15 protein-coding genes and 1 riboswitch are annotated in these 19,105 nt (G+C 47.3%); of the genes, 1 reads left to right on the forward strand and 14 read right to left on the reverse strand.

The features are described from left to right. Window positions 1-31 precede the first annotated feature (31 nt). The 11 genes from BUA78_RS14980 to fabZ all read right to left on the reverse strand — a co-directional run bounded on the left by BUA78_RS14980 (window position 32) and on the right by fabZ (window position 13,953). Window positions 32-490 (reverse strand): glycosyltransferase family 2 protein, encoded by a 459-nt coding sequence (locus BUA78_RS14980; RefSeq protein WP_072916112.1) that lies wholly within the window; start codon window positions 488-490, stop codon window positions 32-34. Between the two features lie 96 nt (window positions 491-586). Beyond that, window positions 587-1,612, reverse strand: coding sequence for an S-layer homology domain-containing protein (locus BUA78_RS14985; protein ID WP_072916115.1), 1,026 nt, complete (start codon window positions 1,610-1,612; stop codon window positions 587-589). Window positions 1,613-1,768: 156 nt separating this feature from the next. Further along, complete coding sequence (gene metK, locus BUA78_RS14990) at window positions 1,769-2,959, reverse strand: methionine adenosyltransferase (protein WP_072916117.1); 1,191 nt, start codon at window positions 2,957-2,959, stop codon at window positions 1,769-1,771. 98 nt (window positions 2,960-3,057) lie between these two features. Further along, a riboswitch (SAM riboswitch) is annotated at window positions 3,058-3,155 on the reverse strand. Between the two features lie 59 nt (window positions 3,156-3,214). After that, window positions 3,215-3,478 (reverse strand): YlmC/YmxH family sporulation protein, encoded by a 264-nt coding sequence (locus BUA78_RS14995; protein ID WP_175549036.1) that lies wholly within the window; start codon window positions 3,476-3,478, stop codon window positions 3,215-3,217. 57 nt (window positions 3,479-3,535) lie between these two features. Further along, window positions 3,536-5,107 (reverse strand): murein biosynthesis integral membrane protein MurJ, encoded by a 1,572-nt coding sequence (murJ, locus tag BUA78_RS15000; RefSeq protein ID WP_072916122.1) that lies wholly within the window; start codon window positions 5,105-5,107, stop codon window positions 3,536-3,538. Window positions 5,108-5,337: 230 nt separating this feature from the next. Continuing rightward, complete coding sequence (locus tag BUA78_RS15005; RefSeq protein ID WP_238456844.1) at window positions 5,338-8,382, reverse strand: S8 family serine peptidase; 3,045 nt, start codon at window positions 8,380-8,382, stop codon at window positions 5,338-5,340. A gap of 243 nt (window positions 8,383-8,625) precedes the next feature. Next, window positions 8,626-10,089: a phosphoglucomutase/phosphomannomutase family protein gene (locus BUA78_RS15015; protein ID WP_072916127.1), complete on the reverse strand. Its 1,464-nt coding sequence runs from the start codon at window positions 10,087-10,089 to the stop codon at window positions 8,626-8,628. Between the two features lie 325 nt (window positions 10,090-10,414). Beyond that, on the reverse strand, window positions 10,415-11,329 hold the full coding sequence (locus BUA78_RS15020; RefSeq protein ID WP_072916130.1) for an SDR family oxidoreductase: 915 nt from the start codon (window positions 11,327-11,329) through the stop codon (window positions 10,415-10,417). Continuing rightward, on the reverse strand, window positions 11,326-12,207 hold the full coding sequence (galU, locus tag BUA78_RS15025) for a UTP--glucose-1-phosphate uridylyltransferase GalU (RefSeq protein ID WP_072916132.1): 882 nt from the start codon (window positions 12,205-12,207) through the stop codon (window positions 11,326-11,328). Before galU ends, BUA78_RS15020 begins: the two co-directional genes overlap by 4 nt. Before the next feature lie 43 nt (window positions 12,208-12,250). Further along, complete coding sequence (locus tag BUA78_RS15030; RefSeq protein WP_072916183.1) at window positions 12,251-13,321, reverse strand: MraY family glycosyltransferase; 1,071 nt, start codon at window positions 13,319-13,321, stop codon at window positions 12,251-12,253. 203 nt (window positions 13,322-13,524) lie between these two features. Further along, a complete protein-coding gene (gene fabZ / locus BUA78_RS15035; RefSeq protein ID WP_072916135.1) occupies window positions 13,525-13,953 on the reverse strand; it encodes a 3-hydroxyacyl-ACP dehydratase FabZ in 429 nt (142 codons plus the stop codon). Window positions 13,954-14,177: 224 nt separating this feature from the next. Here fabZ and BUA78_RS15040 point away from each other — a divergent pair, with 224 nt between their 5' ends. After that, window positions 14,178-15,839 carry an FAD-dependent oxidoreductase gene (locus BUA78_RS15040; protein ID WP_139257413.1) on the forward strand — a complete coding sequence of 554 codons (1,662 nt, stop codon included), beginning with the start codon at window positions 14,178-14,180 and terminating at the stop codon, window positions 15,837-15,839. Window positions 15,840-15,883: 44 nt separating this feature from the next. Here BUA78_RS15040 and BUA78_RS15045 read toward each other — a convergent pair whose 3' ends face one another. The 3 genes from BUA78_RS15045 to BUA78_RS15055 form a co-directional block, all read right to left on the reverse strand. Beyond that, window positions 15,884-16,459: a hypothetical protein gene (locus BUA78_RS15045; protein ID WP_072916140.1), complete on the reverse strand. Its 576-nt coding sequence runs from the start codon at window positions 16,457-16,459 to the stop codon at window positions 15,884-15,886. Window positions 16,460-16,582: 123 nt separating this feature from the next. Next, window positions 16,583-17,662 (reverse strand): hypothetical protein, encoded by a 1,080-nt coding sequence (locus BUA78_RS15050; protein WP_072916142.1) that lies wholly within the window; start codon window positions 17,660-17,662, stop codon window positions 16,583-16,585. Beyond that, window positions 17,655-19,091 carry a phosphodiester glycosidase family protein gene (locus tag BUA78_RS15055; protein WP_072916145.1) on the reverse strand — a complete coding sequence of 479 codons (1,437 nt, stop codon included), beginning with the start codon at window positions 19,089-19,091 and terminating at the stop codon, window positions 17,655-17,657. Before BUA78_RS15055 ends, BUA78_RS15050 begins: the two co-directional genes overlap by 8 nt. Window positions 19,092-19,105 lie beyond the last annotated feature (14 nt).

Below are 19,105 nucleotides of genomic sequence, written 5' to 3' on the forward strand. Positions count from 1 at the left end.
CCTCTCCTACTATTCGACAATATATGGTAAATCACCTCCAGCCCTGGGAAAAAAATACACGAAAAACCTTTTCCGCCAAGAGACCTTGGGGTAATCTGCGCAAGTCTACCAGCCAAACCAACGCATTATGACAGTGGAGCAAACCAACTTGCCTGGCTTGGTCCCCCTGGGATACATTGTGCTTATCATCAGTTACAGTGATCAGCCGAAAATTACATTTCCCTTGCAAAGCGGTAAGAATTCTACGGGTATCATCCTCCGACCCATCATCTACCACCAACACCTCCAGTTCTACCCATTGGTGTTTACGCCAGGATTCCAGCCGACGCATCAGATACTCAATATCCCGCTCCCGGTTCCGCAGTACCACCAACATACTCACCGGCGGCCCAGGAGCATGTTGCAGAAGTTTCACGATGTCCTGTACCACATAATAAACCCCATAACAAGCCAAAATCAGCATCAGCAAATAACCGACAACTTCCCACATAACAACACCCCCCGTGCTTTAGAGTATGTTTTACAGCACGGGGGGTGTGAGGAAAAATCTATGAAAATCATCATACAACCCTTTTGAATGGCTTCCCTAGGATTCAAAATACCTTTCTAAAATTGAGATTGCTTCAGCACGGGTAAGGAGTTGGTCTGGCTTAATGGTTCCATCAGGGTAACCAACAACGATTTTCCCGGTTATCGCCTTTTGAATGCTTTCCTGGGCCCAGGAGGGTATTGCTTCCTGCACGATATTCTCCTGTACGGTACTATCCCCAGCAAGGGGTGGCAATACTTTGCCAATTAGGGCGATACCCTCGGCTCTTGAGATATATTCGTTTGGCTTAAGCACTCCACCCTCCTGGCCCACGACAATACCAGTGTCAAAGAGCGGTTTAATCATCTCTAGTTCATTTTCTTCTTTGTCTATGTCCTTAAATCTTTGCTTGAGCGGTTCTTGATTGGTTATCACCTTTTCCACATGTTTTGAGGGAAAAGGAAGGTATACATCCGCAAACATGGTGATATACTCCAGTCTGCTCACCTTTTCACTGGGTTTCTGTAGGTATTGTTCTTTATAGGCAAATAATTTGGCTACTCGAACGGCACTGGCGTTTTTCTTGTTATATACAAAGTCGATAAAAATTTGCCCCGGCCCTGCTACATTGCCCACCTCTATCACAATAGACCGCGGTGTGCCCGCAACAAATTTAATTCCTGGCTTCCCTCCGGCATCCTGAATTTGATTTTTTACACCATCCACCATTTCAGGCCACTCAACATAATCTCCATAATTCTCTGCACTAGGTACCTGCGAATAGCAAAAACCCGCTGGTAGAGTAACCATTACTTTGTTGCCTGGATGCAAGGGGATATCGATACCCTCTTTACCAGCAATTCTCAATGTGCCTAACACTCTGTTTTCGCCAATGGTCACTGTAGGAGTATCTAGAACTGTGTTTACGGTGTTCCCTGAATGGCTTTGTCCCTGGGTCTTTTCAGGATCTGAAACCGATATTCTAACATCGGCTGCCCAGGTTGCTGTGGGACTGGAAAAACAAAGCAGCAGTACAAAAACAACACGTATGAGAATATCTTTTTTAGGTAATCGATATACCATTAAAGATCCCTCCCTTAAATTATCCTATTGTATTCATAACTACTTTACCATAATGTAGGGCTTTTGGTAATGCTAAAAGGGCACTCCTGTCATAAACAAGAGTGCCTTAGATTTCTATCATCTATTCGGTTCTACTCAACAGGGCCTACCTCGTACCTAGATGCCTGCTTCCCCCCGCAAAATTTCTACCTTATCAAGACGCTCCCAGGGGAGGTCGAGATCCGGGCGGCCAAAGTGGCCGTAGGCGGCGATTTGTTTGTAAAGGGGGCGCCGTAAATCCAGGGACTTGATGATGCCGGCTGGACGCAGGTCGAAGTGGCGGTTGATGAGATCAATGATTACATCGTCACTAACCACACCAGTGCCAAAGGTCTGTACACGAACAGACACTGGGTGGGCTACACCGATGGCATAGGCCAGTTGAACTTCGCATCTTTTGGCTAAACCAGCCGCCACTACGTTTTTAGCCACGTAACGGGCAGCGTAGGCAGCGGAACGGTCCACCTTGGTGGGGTCTTTACCGGAGAAAGCACCCCCGCCGTGAGGGGCACTGCCGCCGTAGGTATCAACAATGATTTTGCGTCCGGTGAGGCCGGCATCCCCGTGGGGTCCACCAATAACAAACCGGCCAGTGGGGTTGATTAAGAAGCGGGTATTGTTATCAACCAATTCCAGTGGCAGGATGGTGCGAGCTACTTTTTCAATCATATCTTCACGAATGACGGACAGTTCCACTTCCGGGTGATGCTGGGTGGAAATGACGACGGTATCGATACGGGAGGGTCTATCACCATCATACTCAACAGTAACCTGAGTTTTGCCGTCCGGGCGCAGGTAATCGACCAAACCGCTCTTACGAACCTCGGCTAACCGTTGCGCCATTTTGTGAGCCAAAGAAATGGGCAAGGGCATTAATTCCGTGGTTTCATCGGTAGCATACCCGAACATCATCCCCTGGTCACCGGCACCGATGGCTTCAATTTCTGCCTCAGACATTTCACCGGTCTTGGCTTCTAAAGCCTTGTCCACACCCATAGCGATATCCGGGGATTGTTCATCAATAGCAGTAAGCACGGCACAGGTGCTACCGTCAAAACCGTATTTTGCCCGGTCGTAGCCTATTTGCAGAATGGTTTCTCTGGTTACCTTGGGGATATCTACATAGCATTGGCAAGAGATTTCTCCACCAACCAGGGCCATACCAGTGGTAACAAAGGTTTCACAGGCCACGCGGGCCATGGGATCTTTGGCTAAAATGGCATCCAAAATAGCATCGGAAATTTGGTCTGCTACCTTATCGGGATGCCCCTCGGTAACAGATTCGGATGTAAATAGCTTTCTACTCAACTGTCCAACCTCCCTGTAATTAACATTTCCCACAATTACCGGAAATAAACAAACCTCCCCAATTTGGAGAGGTTACTTTTCCCAGCTATCTCACAATGACCTCATCTGTCAGGAACAAGTTTCCTGCAGGAATTGGCACCTTCCATGTGGTTGCCGGGTTTCATCGGGCCAGTCCCTCCACCTCTCTTGATGAGAAAAACATATAAAATTGCCAGAGTTTATTTTAACAGAAGCGGTACATTGTGTCAAATAAAATCATTTTTGCTCATAATAGGAGCGATCTAGCGGCTGTAGATCCACCAGCACGGTATCCTGGCCAAATTTTTTGACCAATTCCCAGGGAATCACCAGATCCTTCCCTTGACGTACCAGCCCAAAATAACGGCGGGGTGCCTGCAGTACCAGGGCCACCACTCTGCCGGTTTCCATATCAATATGCAGATCCTTTATCGGTCCCAGTTTAGCACCGTCACTTAGATTGACAATGTCTTTCAGTTCTAATTCGGTTGCTTTGATCATCACGCCCACCTCCCCTAACCCAGATTATGCATGGGCAGGGTTATTGGTGCGGTGATATTACCCTCGGGAAGAACGCAGGCGTTTAAGAAATTTCCCGGCATAGAGGGTTACCAGACTCGCTTCTTCCATTTTTAGGGTGAAAATGGCAATTATCAGCACTAACACGCCAGCGCCAATGGCTGCCCCCACCTGAATGGCCAGCCCCAGTGTCCCGAGCGGCATCAAGAAACCAGCAGTGACAGCGTTGACACCCCAGGCTGTCACTGCCATCAGTGCTGTGGCTAGGATAGTTTGCAGCAGAAACTTGACAGCATTAGTGTTCCACATACCGGGTATCTTCTTATTTAGGAAGTACGTTAGCATCGCCGTGTTAATCAAAGATGCAATGGAGTTGGCCAGAGCTAAACCACCATGTTTCAAAGGCCCCAGGAGCAGTAGACTGAAGGCTAGGTTCACGGCCACCGTTACTGCCATTAATTTCACCGGGGTTCTGGTATCCTGCTGAGCATAAAAAGCCCGGGTCAGAATGACGTTGGCAGCCTGCCCCACCAAGCCAATAGAGTAAAACATTAAGGCCAGGGCTGTCATTTCTGTAGCCTGGGGGGTAAATTGTCCATGTTCGAACAGTAGTTTGATAATAGGCGTAGATAATACCATTAAACCGATACCCGCCGGTAGGGCAAAAAGTATTACCATACGAATAGCCCGTAGCACTGTCTCCGCCAGTTCCTGTTGTTTACCCTGAGCTGCCAGGGTGGTGATGGTGGGATAAAAGGCGGTACCAATGGCCAGGACAAAAAAGGTAATGGGCATAAGAATAATTCGGTTCGCGTAGTTCAAGGCTGAAATACTGCCTTCCAGCAACCCAGAGGCCAGAATACGGTCGATGATCAGGTAAATCTGGTTTAGGGATGTGCCAATGGCCACCGGCCCTACCAGATATAGTACCTTTTTAACACCGGGATGACTCCAATCTATGCTGAATTTATAGCGGAAGCCCACTTGCCGCAGCTTGGGAATTTGCATGAAAGCCGCTAGTACAAAACCCAGCACAGTTCCCGCAGCCAGTCCATCAATACCGTACATACCGCCCAGGGTAAGGGCTGACACAATGATAGTAATATTTGTGATACTAACACTCAGGGCAGGAATACCGAAAACCTGGTTAGCATTTAATAGTCCTTGGAAGACAGTGGACAAGCCGTAAAACACCAGGATAGGTAACATAATTACCGTTAGACGGGTGGCTAAGATAGAGACCTCGGCATTTAAGCCTGGAGCCGTAAGTTTTACTAACCAAGGTGCAGCGAAGAACCCTGCCACAGTAACCAGAGAGAAAATAATGATAACGAGGGTAACAACAGTGTTAAACAACCGCCAGGCCTCGTCCTTTTGTCCTTTGGCAGCATATTCACTAAACACAGGCACCACCACGGTGGCCAAAGCCCCAATGACAATGGCAAATACTGCATTGGGAATATTAAAGGCTACCACATAGGCATCGGTGGTGGCGGTAGCACCAAACATATAGGCTATAACTTGCTCCCGTACAAAACCTAAAATCCGGGAAAGCAAGTTAATAACAGCCACCACCAGGGTGGCTCGGGCAATCATTTTTCCGGTGGACATGGGGGTTACCTCCTGGGTTAATAAGCTACCCGCCTTTAGCTGTTGTAGTATTTTGGGCAGGGTCGTCGCCATGGTTTTTCGGGTTTTAGGCCCTTAAGCCTTAGGCCATAGGATTTTTTATCATTTCGCACAAATGTAGTATATTCTGCTTTATCCAGCTATATCCTGCAGGGTGCGACAAAGAAAGACAAAAGAAACGGCCCCAGTGGTGGAGCCATTCTTAAGCCTTATCAGTTGTTCATTTTGTAATTCAGCAACCGCACCATTACTGTGGCGGCTTCGGCACGGGTGGTGAGATCTTTGGGAGCAAAGGTATCTTGGCCTTTACCCTTCATAAGACCTTCGTTGGTAATAAGCGAGACAGAACTTTTAGCCCAGGGTGCAATATTGTCTTGGTCATGGTAAAGTCCCGTTGGTAAATCTGTCTCATGGAATACTTTGCTACTGTTAAAGTGAATGGCACGTACCAACATGGCCGCCATTTGTTCCCGGGTAATAGGGTCGTTAGGGCCAAAGGTACTGTTGTTGTAGCCGGAAACCAGCCCCATCTTCATCGCTGTACTTACCGCTCCGGCACACCAGTAATCGGTGGGGATATCCGTAAAACTATTGGTATTGGTATCTTCACCAAGACCTAATGTACGAACCAGCATCACGGTAAATTGCCCCCGGGTGACCGTTTCCCCCGGACTAAAGGTTGTCGGTGTTATACCACGCACGAGATGCCGAGCGGCCATAATTTCAATATCACTCTTGGCCCAATGCTCGGTGATATCACTAAAGGTACGGCTGGCTTCCAAAACAGCAAATTTACCCAGACGATTGGTGCTAAAGCTAGACTTGCCGGTATCAGCATTGTAATCATTATTTAGATAATCCCACTGGCGAGTCATTTCATTAAACCGATACGTGCCAATTCGCTGGATATTAAGTCCGGCAGTAGCACCCACAGGGGATGTAATGGTTACTTTAACGGGATAATCGGCTTGATTGGCAACTAATTGACTGCCATCCGGCCAGACAATTAGGGCTCGCACATCTACTACCTTACTAACAGGACGCAGGTACATCAGCGGATCACTGGCAGGTAGGGATTGTTCCCTTACCGTTTGCCAAGCCACCTGCATCTGCAATTGGGCACCTCGTTCTTTATCACCCAAGCGAGAAAAATCTGCCGCAGGGACTTCAATGGTTAAACCTGATAGTTTTAATTCCACTGGCTTGCCGTTACGATAAAGCTCTGCTGCCATGGCCGCGGAAAAAGCCAGAGTAACGGGCTTTTCCTGTATTTCTTCCTGTCCAGCCGCTGTGCTCAACACAACTTTTTCGATATTCCTGGATTCCAAAATAGCCCGTTTGACTACTTCATCTGAAATTGCCGAAGGATCAAAGGGTGAATGCTCTGGCAAAGCCCGCACATCAATCCGCCATACCCTACCAGTTACTGGGTTTACCGTCAATTTAAGCTCTGCTTCCAAGGGTAGTTGCGACCAGTTTAGTTGATTTCCTCCCACATAGATCAAGGCACCCTCGGCCAGGGTCCAGCGAGTACCATCCCAAAGAATGAGCTGATTACTACCCTCTTTGGATTGAATCTTGTTGACAACTGTCGTGTAGAGCGCATCAATATGGTTCACACGCCCATCTTCGTCGAAAGTCAGATACGCCTCGGCACCTGGTGGAATATCAGCCAGCTTGGTTTGTGGTTCGCCACCCCTCCCGACAACTCGAACCGAGGTATCCTCCTCCAGTGTTACATTCTCACCATTACTAAAAAAAAGTGTGTTTTCTTTCACCTCAGAAATAGTCCCTTGCTGAGGCAACGTGCCGTAAACTAAAGCAAAGGGCTGCGGCCCTTGGGCCACCTGATATCCGGTAACTTCCAGAGTATAGGTTCCAAGCTGCGGCTCCTTAATGGTAATCTCCTCAACGTTGTTCATGTGATCGCCGTCGATATAACCATTACCCCAGTAAAATTCTTTACCATCCGGTCCAATCACCTTGAGATCCAGGTCATTAACCAGATCCTTCCCAGTACCTGGGGTTTTGGGGTAATCGGAGTATGCTAGTACCGCTTTAAAAGGCTTGCCGTTACTATTAAAAGTGTAGGTTACTTTCTCGCCGGTGGTGATGCCCTTGGCATCCACCCGTTGTAAATCACCCTTCTCCAATGCCAGCAAAGTTTTTTCCGCATCCACTCGGCCAAAGCCTTGATCTATCTGAGAGACTCCTGGTAGCTTGCGGGTACCAAAAATAAGTAATGCCTTTAACTGGGCAGCGCTGGGGGGAACCCCTTGTCCCACTAAATACTGGCGCAGCAGAACCAAAGTTCCAGCCGTTAGGGCGGTGGACATACTCGTGCCACTCATATAACCATAGTACTGATTGTACATTCCAATGTAATTGTTTTCCTCGGTAGAGTTCTGCTTCCGGGTAGAAAGTATCCAGGTTCCCGGTGCCAGCACCTCCGGCTTAATCCGCCCGTCAAAGGTACCACGGCTGCTGAAGCCTGCCACCTGATCGGGGTTGTCTGAGCTGCTATCCACCCCTCGAATGCCCTCGGTGGAACCTACGGTAATGGCGTTTTTGGCAGCACCCGGAGAACTGACAAAGGGTTTGGTCGTTTTATAGCCATTCCCTGCAGATTTTAGTACCACCATATCGGGATGATCCCAGACAAACTTGTCCAAACTATAGGTATCCCAATCATAAATACCATCGCTGAAATTGGCTCCCCAACTATTCGCATGAATCCGCGGGCTGCCCGGAGCATAATAGGCATCCTGCAACAATTGATAGACCGAGGGGATATGCAAACTCCGATCCTTTTCATTGTAGGTGGCTTGAAAATACACGCCGGCATCCGGTGCAATGCCCTTAATAGCACCCTCGGATTTAACACCGGTGCCAACAATGCTACCGACAATATGAGTGCCGTGACCATTTGGATCGGCCCAGCCGTCACCACTGAAATCCTTAACTCCCACCAGACGATCCTTAATATCCGGGTGCAGTGTATTCAGATTGCCATCCTCTAGTCCCGAATCGGCAACAGCAATTACTTGCCCTTTGCCCGTAAGACCGATGCCGTTATTACCCTGGGCCAAAGCCCACAAGGCGGGCACCCCCATAATACCTGCTGCTAAATTATTTTCAAAGTGATAGCTAGCATTCACGGCTCCGGCCACAGCTGGCCAGGGTAGCATTAGTAGAATCATCATGAAAACAAGGATATATACAATCGGAATCGTTTTCTTTCTTGTTAAAAAAAACAAAGTATCACCTCATAAAATCCCATCACAAACAAAAGCTTAGAAAAATTTAGCTTATGCCAACTCTTTAATACAAAAAAAGATGCCATCGAAAAAAATTCGACGACATCTCGGACAAGTCCTTTATTTTCACAAATTAACTTCAGGAATTTTTTGTAAAAATGCAGAACTATTGGCACTTTGGCCACTTTGCGTGGAAATCGCGGTTAGCCGATAGGAGCCTTTTTTGCATGTTATGCTTGGAGCTTAGGTGTGCAAGTGCAGGATTTCTTTTACTTCTTGCTGCAGCTTGTGCTTCTGTTCCAGGCTATTAGCTTCAACATATACCCGGAACAGTGGCTCTGTACCGGAGGGACGAATCAACACCCAAGCACCGTCGGTCAGAATCAGTTTCGTACCATCCATGGTAATTTTTTCTGTGACCAGCTGTCCTGCTAACTCCTGGGGAGCAAAATCCTTTAACTGGCTGAGGATGGCTTCCTTTTGCTCCAGGCTGGTGTGGATATCCAAACGCTCACTATAAAGCTGGCCAAATTCCGTATAGACTTGCTGCAACAATTCGGTAAGACTCTTTTGATGATAAGCCACCATTTCAGTTGCCAAAAGCCCCGCTAAAATACCATCCTTTTCAGGAATATGGCCTTTAATCGACAGTCCCCCGCTTTCCTCGCCCCCTAAGATACAATCCTTTTCCAGCATATTCTGCCCAATGTATTTAAAGCCCACCGGCGACTCATAGACCTGTTGGCCCACCCTAGCTGCCAGACGATCCAGCAAATGAGTGGTAGCCACGGTTCTCGCCACCGGCCCCCGCCAGCCTTTAACAGTCAACAGGTGGTAATAAAGCAAGGGTAGGAACTGGTTGGGGGTGATATACTCTCCGTTGGCATCAATAATACCAAAACGATCCGCATCACCGTCCAAGGCTAAACCCAGGTGTGCACCGCCATCCCTGACTCGCTTTCGTAGCTCATCCAAGGAATGCCCGGTGGGTTCCGGTAAAGTCCCCCCGAAAAGTGGGTCTCGGTTATTATGAAAGACTTCCAACTTCGCTCCAGCTTCTCCCAGTAGGTGTTCCAGATAGCCGATACCCGCACCATACATGGGATCGACAACCACCTTTAGCCCCGCCTGACGGATTACTGCCAAATCAATGATGTTTGAAATATGTTCTATATATGCCTCAAAGGGATTGAGTTCGGTGCAATTACAGGTCTTTTGTTCCTCTGCCAGTAAATGGCCATATCGCCCTGTAGCCGGTTCCAGTTGGTAAAAATCACAGGGTTCGCCTGCCTGCAATTTAGCGATATTCTCCTCTATTTTTTTGGTGATATGCGGCAGAGCTGGCCCAGCATATTCTGGGATAAACTTAAAACCATTATAGGGTGGCGGATTGTGGCTGGCGGTCAGCATCACCGCCCCAGCAGCATCATACAGCTTAATGGCATAGGCCGTCACCGGAGTAGGCGTTGCCCCACTGCAGAGAAAAACCGGTATATCTTGGTTGGTGAATTCCTCTGCTACCGCCTCGGCAAATTCCTCTGCTAAAAAGCGGTTGTCCCGGCCCACCACCAGGCCTCGTTTGCCAATCCCCAATTGATTAATATAGGCTGCCACAGCCCGGGCCACTAACCGCACGTTATCAAAAGTAAAATCTTTGGCAATAATGCCTCGCCAGCCGTCAGTACCGAAGGAAATTTTATGGCTCAAGGATACCCCTCCAATAACATTAAAATATCATACAGGACCTATTTTATGATTGCTACACCTTAATTATGCACAATATTCCAGACCTGGCAAGGTTTATAATGTCGTTTTCTGGGAAATACTATGGTTAGTTAATCTATTATATGTAAGGAGTTTGATGAAAATGGCCAAGGCTGTGGATATAAAGGCATTGGATGCAAGACGTAAACTGTTGGATCGTTATCTTAGTAATTGCAAGGGCAAAAAAACTGCCAAAGCTTCCAGCAGTAAATAGAAACGCTTCAATAAAGCAATGAGGGTTGGGATAAATATCTCAACCCTCATTGCTTTATTGGTTTAAGTAGTACTGAACCGTCTCTTGTAACCCCTGTGCCAGGCTAAACATAGGCTGCCAATTTAGGTATTGCATAACTTTTTGGTTATCCAAATAACTGTGCATAATATCTCCCACTCTGGGTGGGCTATAAACGGGTTCCAGCGTGGATTTTATCGTTCGTACCAGGAATCCATATAATTCATTGACTGTAGCAGCCTCGCCGGTACTAATGTTTAGTATTTGGTTATCTCCCTGCTCCAAAGCCAGCAGATTGGCCGTGGCCACGTCTTTGACAAAGACAAAATCGCGGGTTTGCTCGCCATCTCCAAAAATGGTGGGACTTTGACCAGACAGTAGTTTATTAATAAAGATGGCCACCACTCCGCCTTCCCCCAAGGCATCCTGACGGGGACCATAAATATTGGCGTAGCGTAGGGCTGTCCAGCGCAAGCCACATAGTTCCTGGTACATCTCTAAATAGCGTTCCACGGTATGTTTGGATATACCGTAGCCAGACAAGGGCCTTACAGCATGCTCTTCATCCACGGGTAGATGAAGGGGATTGCCATACACCGCCGCCGAGGAAGCAAAGATAAATTTTTTGACAGCATAGCTGCGGCAGGCCTCCAATAAATTTAGGGTGCCCATGATATTTACATCAGCATCAAATAAAGGGTCCCGTAGGGAAACCGGTACCGCCACCTGGGCAGCCTGATGAATAATCGCCTGGGGTTTACTTTCTTTTATCACATTATCGATGACGGAATCCGTAATATCTACCTCATAGAGAGGTACTTCCGGCGGCAGGTTTTCTTTTTTACCGGAGGATAAATTATCTATGACCACAACTTCATGCTTGGCAGCTAGTAAAGCCTCTACTATATGAGAACCGATAAACCCGGCCCCACCAGTAACTAATACTCTCACTTTTGTTTCACCTGTTCCGTCACGATTTGTTCTAAATATTGCCGGAAAGCTGCCGCTAAATCCGGTCTTTCCAAAGCAAATTCCACAGTGGCTTTAAGATAACCTAACTTATCCCCCACATCATAGCGCTTACCTTCAAAGAGACAGCCATAAATGGCCTCGGCCTGCACCAGACGTTTTAAAGCATCGGTTAGTTGAATCTCACCACCGGCACCGGGCTTGGTGGTGGCCAGAATGTCAAAAATCCGCGGACTCAGTATGTAACGTCCCATAACAGCCAAGCGGGAGGGGGCTAGGTCGATAGCAGGTTTTTCTACCAAATCATGGACACGGCAAACACTTTCTTTTTCCGCTGTAGCCTCCACAATACCGTATCGATCAACGTGTTCCTGGGGAACTTCCTGCACACCCAGTATCGAATAGCGGTATTCCTCATAGAGGTTGATCATTTGTTTTAAACAAGGGACCTTGCTGCGGATGATGTCGTCCCCCAGCAGAACGGCAAAGGGTTCATCACCAATGAACTTTCTGGCACAGAAAACCGCATGGCCCAAGCCCAATGGCTCCTTTTGTCGAATGTAATGAATATCAACCATATCGCTAATATCCCGAACCAAACCCAACAATTCATGTTTTTGTTTGTTGTTTAATTGAAGTTCCAACTCCGTAGACTTATCAAAATGATCTTCAATGGCTCGTTTGTTGCGACCTGTTACAATGAGAATATCCTCTATGCCGGAGGCAACAGCTTCCTCAACGATGTACTGAATGGTGGGGGTATCCACGATGGGCAACATTTCCTTGGGTTGTGCCTTGGTAGCCGGTAAAAAACGAACCCCCAGCCCGGCTGCCGGAATAATCGCCTTACGAACTCTCATAACCTACATCCTTTCTGGTTGCTAGATAAATTGAAAAGCGGTCCTACATTTTTGAGGACCGCTGCTGTAAATTCTGTGAAGCTGAAACGGTAGACTGAATGCCGGTTTTAGCAGCTTTGCCGATAACCCCAATTTTGTTGGCGGCTACAATAATTATCACGGCCAGGATCAACAGGAGCAGTACGGCCTGACTGTCGGAAAGAACAGTTAGCAGAAAGGCACTGACACCTAATAGCAGATTCACTGCGTAAATGGCCAACACCGTTTGCTTGTGGGAAAAACCCAGAGCCATCATGCGATGGTGCAGGTGTTCTTTATCCGGTTGAAAAATAGGACGGTGACTTTGGTAACGACGCAGGATGGCAAAGAGCACATCCAGCAAGGGAATTCCCAGAATTACCATCGGTACAATGACCGAAATAGCGGTAGCCGCCTTGGCCACCCCCATCACTGCCAGGGTGCTCAGGGCATAGCCCAGGAACATGGAGCCGGTGTCACCTAAGAAAATTTTAGCTGGATAAAAGTTATACTTTAGAAAGCCCAGTGTAGCCGCAGCCAGGATTAAGGCCAGACCTGCAACTTCCATCCCCAAACCACCCATCTGCCAAGTTACAGCAGCCAGGGTGAGGGCCGCAATAAAGGAAGTTCCTCCTGCCAGGCCATCTAAACCATCTATTAGGTTAACAGCATTGGTTACTGAGATAATCCAGAAGATCGTTACCGGTATGCCCCAGTTGCCTAAATGAACCATTTGGGCATTAATGGGGTTCGTTATAAACTCTACTTGAATCCCGAAGGGAATTACCACCGCTGCAGCAGCAATTTGCCCTACTAGCTTTACTTTGGCGGGTAACCCCCTGGTATCGTCTAAGATGCCTAGCAATACGATAACCAGACCACCAACCAGCAAACCAATTAATTTGTTATCTAACTGATGAGTGAATAATACCGCTGCAGCAAAGGCCAAATATACAGCCAAGCCGCCCATGCGGGGCATGATTTTGCTGTGTACCTTGCGCTGTTCCGGCTGATCAATGGCCCCAATTTTAAAGGCAACCTTACGAACCCAGGGTGTAAAAACCAGGGCCAGTGCTAAAGCCAATAAAACAGCCATTAGTATATTATATGACAATGTCTATCCCTCCATGACAAAGGCACATTTGCAGAATTCACGATCTTACTCATTCTACCCCAGGAGATACAGGCCTGTACAGCAGTAAAAACTACTACATTCACTAATGAGTAGCAAAATTATTGTTTGTTCACTTAAAAAAGTTAAAATCCTTATTTATAATCAGGAATTCGTGAAAATTCTCTTTATTGCTGACTCATGGCGAACATTAATTCCGCCTCGGCGGCCAATTCTTCTCCCACATAGGCTTTAGCTGTGCTTTTGCCCACGGTACCACGCAACTTTAAAATCTCTACTTCGATGCGCAGAGTATCCCCCGGCACCACCTGGCGGCGAAAACGAGCTTTATCAATACCAGCTAAAAGTCCAATACGTCCGGCATAAGCAGGCATACTAAGGATAACCATGGCACCTACCTGGGCCATAGCTTCAATAATTAGAACACCGGGCATAACAGGAAAGTCGGGAAAATGGCCTTGGAAAAACGGCTCATTGGCAGTAACATTCTTGATCCCGACAACTTTTTTACCCTCTTCCATCTCTAAAATCCGATCCACTAACAGAAAGGGGTAACGATGTGGTAAAATCTTCTGGATAGCATTTATATCGAGCATAGGTACCTCCGGTTTCTATGTATATACGTTTAAATTCGGCATTATTATACTGGTTCCTGCAGGGAAAGGCAAGTTTTTCGTGCCTTCGGGCACTTTTTGGAGGCTATTGGCGCTTTGGGTTTATTCTGTGGCTATTGCCATGGCTTTAGCCATAGGCTCTAATAAGTAGTAGTTATTGTTCTTTTTGCTAAGAGTAACTATATGGAGGTTTTGAGTTGAAAAAGATGACTTTAGCTTTATTGATCTTTATGTTATCTCTGGGAGGGTATTGGGTATCCTCCTCGGGCCAGAAGATGGATGTTGTTATTGTTGGTGGCGGATTTGATGGGTGTGCGGCTGCTCGTAGTGCTGCAGTAGCTGCGCCGGATAAGAAAATTTTGTTAGTGGTGACAGAGCCGGTTCAGTCTGTGGGGGGGCTGGGGACTGTTGGTGGGCAAAATTTTACGGATATTCGTTTGTGGCAAGGGCAATTGGTCACCCAGGGTTCCTTTGGGCGTTGGTTTGCTAAGGCAGGGCAATTTTATAGTACCGAGCGGATGACGGAAATTATTCGGGAGGATTTATCTCAGTTCAATAACATTAAAACTCTCTATAGTTACGATATTGAACAAGTAGCTACTGATAAAAATAAGATTAAAGAACTGACACTGCGAAATATTTCTCGAAAAGAGAGCGGGGAAGTTGGCTGGGGGCAGGACGTTAAAAAAATCAATGGAAAAATCTTTATTGATGCTTCAGTTGATGGCCGTTTAACTCGACTAGCTGGCAATACCGTTAGCGTTGGTCGGGCAGATTGGCCAGCTACGTATTTACCAGCCCCGGAGAATGGTACTCTGGCCCGCCAACAGGCTGCTACACTGATGTTCCAGGTAAAGGGTGTAAAAACCCCGCCTAAAAACATGCGTATTAAAGACTGGGAGTTCGTTCGAGATGCTAAGGGTAGTTGGGGGCTGGCCGGGGGGAAAGAAGCTTTCACTAGCAATCCTAAGGTGGTTGGCTTCAATGAACAATACAGCCCCCAAGGTTTTGCCATCAAACCCATCAATGCGGCAGCCAACGGCAAAGACAGTGATGTCTGGTGGATCAACTGTCTGCTGGTGTTTAATGTGGATGGTCGAGCTCACCAGCGGGATAAGGGATCCTCTCTCTATCCCTCGGATCTGTTACCAGAGCACCTGAATGTCGATGAGGCCTGGGTTAAGGCTAGAGAGTTTATTAATACTGATACCTTTATAGATACGCTACGGGAATTCAAGGTGCAAAACCCTTCTACCGGTGAATGGTACGGCTTTGGTGAGGCCGAGTTAGTACGAGAAAATCATAATTTGCCGATAGTAGGTCAATCGATGTACATACGGGAATCCCTTCACAGTGCTACCTCTAACGAATTAAACACTAACGAAGAGAATAACCATTATGCAATTACTACAAACGAAGCTCAAAGTGCACAATCTCATGCCTCCGGCACTGATGCAGACAACTACCAAACTCGCATCGGCTTAGGGTACTATATGATGGATATTAACGCCTTTGTGCCAGAAGACCTTAAAGCAACTGGCCAATACGATTGGCCGGTAACTAAACATCTCCGCCCGGACTGGGAGGCAGCAGGAGGGCAGCCCAAAAACCCGGTTTATTTACCTCTGGAAGCACTACTGCCCTCCCATACACAAAATTTACTGGTGCCCGGGTATGGGGCCTCCATTTCTTCCTTTGCCTGGGCTGAACTAAGGGTGCTGCCTAATCTAGCAGTTCTAGGAGATGCTGCAGGGGTAACTGCAGTACGATCTTTGAATGTTACAAAACCACCCGGCAGCCTTAGCAAAGAGGATATTACCTGGATACAAGAAAAACTAAAATCCTTTGGGGCTAGGCTGGATAAATAAAAAAACGGGTAGCTGCAGTTTAATTGCATCTACCCAGTTTTTTATTACTTCTTAGCTGCGTTTTCTAAGGCCGGAGATAATTTGGCCTTATATTCATCATATCTCTCTACCATGTATTTCTTGTAAACATCTTTAATTTGGTCATCTGTTAGCGGTTTTAGCTTATTGGTTTGGGAATCCATAATGCCCTCTGTTGCCATAAAAATAAAGTTATTAACAATGGCACGTAACTTATCACCATAGGCTAAACCATCTTTATATATTTCTTCATTCTTACTGTCTTCTGGGAAAGCATTTACCTCCATATGCAAATCATAATCCTTTATGAGAGGTTTAATAGTTTCCTTAGATTTGTTAAGCTGTCCCAGGAAATCTTCCTTGCTAATTTTACCCTGCTCCCAATCGTCATAGGATTTACTGATTTCACTCCGCACCACATCTAACTGGCTGAGCCATTGCTTTTCCTTAAGAGCTAGGTTTTGTATAGGATCTCCTTCCATTTTAGCCGCTTCCTCAGGGGTTTTAACTTCTACGATCTCTTTAGATGATCCCCCACAGCCAAAGAGCACCAGACTTAATGATAAACTTAAGGCTAACAACAATAATATTTTCTTCTTCAACAACCATTCCTCCTTACGTATATTAAAACCATTCAACAATGTGGGCCATATTCCTTTATGAAAAAATTTCATCTGTTATTAGAAAAACCAGGGACTAAAAAATCAAGCCCCTGGTTCCATGGACTATTCCCCATTACCCGAGATATTTTCCATATTGCTCTCCGGCTGATTCTTTAGCCAAACAACCTTCATGCTGTTACCTACTACCTCGGCAACCCGGCTTCTGCCGGTTACCATGGTGGCAGCAAGGAGAACATTGCCATCCTCCCTCGGTTCAGCAAACCACAGGTCGGTCACAGGGGCCGATTTGTACAAATCAACCCAGGTTTTGACTTCTACAATTTGCCCCGCTGCATCCACCAAAAACAGCATATCCTGTTTTTTATCAGTCACCAATGTAGAACCATCCTGTAAACGTAAAGCATCCAGGGGCTGCACTAAAGCAGGAGGCCGATCCCCCTCCTGGGCACTGCTCGAAGTTGCCGCAAACTGCCAAACTATTTGCTTAGCCGGGGATATCTCCAGTACTCTGCCGTTTTTGGCATATCCTTTATCCACCAGCAGGGTGTTGCCATTGTCTAAGCGGTGTGCTCGCACCGGCTGGGTCAAATATCCGGCAGCACCGGGTTTGCCGGGCTTTCCTAAACCATACTGCCAAACAACCTTCTTGTCGGGCGTTACCTCCCTTACCTCAAAGGGCAGCACCACCAGTGTATTACCATTTTTCAACCGCTCCGCATAACGAGGGGCAGAAGCAACTGAAGGCAAAACATATTCCCAAACCTTTTTTCCTTCAGAGTTTAGTTCCAACACTCGAGGCACAAAGGGGGCACCCGGAGCACCAGAATCGGCCACCAATGTATTGCCGTTAGACAGTCTTACTGCACTGTTGGCCTGTATGCCGTGATAGGACCATACTTCAGCTCCCAGGGCCGTTACCTCAATAACACCCGGGTCCCACGCCCCGACGCGACAGAGCAGCAAATTGCCATTAGATATTTTTTGTACATTCCAGGGTAAATTCCAGGTGATATTATCAAGATAGTCGGAAGCTAATTGTAGGGAGATCTCTTGATTCACCTGCCCGGATTGTTGATTCAGCTGTTGCAGCAGTTCTGGTGGCATTATATCCTCCGCGGCTGCCGGGAGAGTTCCAAAGGAAATCCCCGCCACGAGGACAAGTGCTAACAATTTCTTATTCATTAACAGACCCTCCCTGTACACCCTCGATATAAACAGCAGGGCCGTTGGTGGTGACATAGTTCACCGTAGCACCCAGAGTTTCTCCCACAAAACGCATGGGCACCATGGTGCGGCCGTTGATAATCTTGGCAGGCACATCCAACTGTATCTTCTTACCGTTCACTAAACAAGTAGCCTGGCCCATTGTCAGTTCTATAGTCTGCTCTCCCTTAGTTGCAAGAACAGTCTTGTTTTCCTCATTCCAGTCGATCTCAGCACCCAGTCGCTCAAAAATCTTCCGTAAGGGTACCAACGTCCGCCCCTGCTCAATTATCGGCGGCACATCCAGGTAAAGACGTTTACCATCCACATATACCGGCAGTTGTTGAATAACCAGCAAGCCGTTTCCTAACGGTCTCTCCTTCTTATCTGATGGGTTATTCAAAATTTGTCCCTTTACCCAAATTTCACTGGAGCCACCGCCATCTAAACCAACAGCCTGTACAGCTCCTAAATCAATCATCAAATAGCTGAGCTCCTCCAGGCTAACCCCGGCACTCTTCTCCTGACGACCATCGACAACCACCAACAGAATCTTCCCCTGGGATGTGACACCCACAGCAGTCCTGGGAGCTACTTTGAGAACCGTACCCCACAGACCTTCCTGCACCGCCTGATCCACTGGTAGGCCATTTTCTACCAAGATAGGGCTACCGCTTAATCCATGACGTAGGTTATTCCAATCGGTAGGCAGATCGGTTACTATCTTCGCACTGCTACCTGTAGTGATACTCCTTAGTTGATTGGCAGCATTTCCCCAGCCAACCAATACCGTTCCCCCGGCAGGTATGCCGGAACTGGCATCAACAACCTTGTAACTTCCAGCTTCCGCCGGTTTTAGAGCCACCTTGGTTCCCTCAGGAACACTCTTATCCCAAGCCTGTGTATATAGTACCAAGCCATCGCTCACTGGGCTGAGATTAATTCCTTGCACCGGCAATTGACCAATGCCGGCAATCTCTACAGTGACCCTTGGCGCTAGGTAACCCACCTTCATCTCTCCCTGATAAGTGAAACCAAAGGTGGTTCTTAAAATATCGGATATGTACTCTGCCTTACCATCAATGAACAGATTGCCCACCGGTACCCCGGTGCCCGTATCAAAAAAGCCTCCGTTAATGGCAGCCACCGCACCGGTGCGCTCCGCCATACTGCTGAGAGTTTCTTTTTTACCAATACCATCATTTCCTAACACAGGCCGGATTTCGGTAAACTTCTGCTTAGGATCTACTTCGAGCACAAAAACCTTCAGGGGCTTACCTTCCCAGTTGGTTTTCTGTACTTGCCACTGGCGGACTCCCGGCGCAACCTGTTCCGCTGCAGCGGCAGGCAAAGCCCATAATAGAGATAGAGATAAACAAACATAAATTAGCCATCTTCTTGCTGTCATTCCTTCACTTCCTT

Source organism: Desulforamulus aeronauticus DSM 10349 (assembly GCF_900142375.1).
Classification (GTDB): domain Bacteria; phylum Bacillota; class Desulfotomaculia; order Desulfotomaculales; family Desulfotomaculaceae; genus Desulfotomaculum; species Desulfotomaculum aeronauticum.

Coding starts and splice junctions, on each gene's coding strand:
- BUA78_RS15030 (WP_072916183.1), bottom strand. CDS start 13,321: ATGGCTGTTTTATTGGCTTTAGCACTGGCCCTGGTTTTTACACCCTGG.
- galU (WP_072916132.1), bottom strand. CDS start 12,207: ATGAGAGTTCGTAAGGCGATTATTCCGGCAGCCGGGCTGGGGGTTCGT.
- BUA78_RS15040 (WP_139257413.1), top strand. CDS start 14,178: ATGACTTTAGCTTTATTGATCTTTATGTTATCTCTGGGAGGGTATTGG.
- fabZ (WP_072916135.1), bottom strand. CDS start 13,953: ATGCTCGATATAAATGCTATCCAGAAGATTTTACCACATCGTTACCCC.
- BUA78_RS15055 (WP_072916145.1), bottom strand. CDS start 19,091: ATGACAGCAAGAAGATGGCTAATTTATGTTTGTTTATCTCTATCTCTA.
- BUA78_RS14980 (WP_072916112.1), bottom strand. CDS start 490: ATGTGGGAAGTTGTCGGTTATTTGCTGATGCTGATTTTGGCTTGTTAT.
- BUA78_RS14995 (WP_175549036.1), bottom strand. CDS start 3,478: ATGATCAAAGCAACCGAATTAGAACTGAAAGACATTGTCAATCTAAGT.
- BUA78_RS14985 (WP_072916115.1), bottom strand. CDS start 1,612: ATGGTATATCGATTACCTAAAAAAGATATTCTCATACGTGTTGTTTTT.
- BUA78_RS15050 (WP_072916142.1), bottom strand. CDS start 17,662: ATGAATAAGAAATTGTTAGCACTTGTCCTCGTGGCGGGGATTTCCTTT.
- murJ (WP_072916122.1), bottom strand. CDS start 5,107: ATGTCCACCGGAAAAATGATTGCCCGAGCCACCCTGGTGGTGGCTGTT.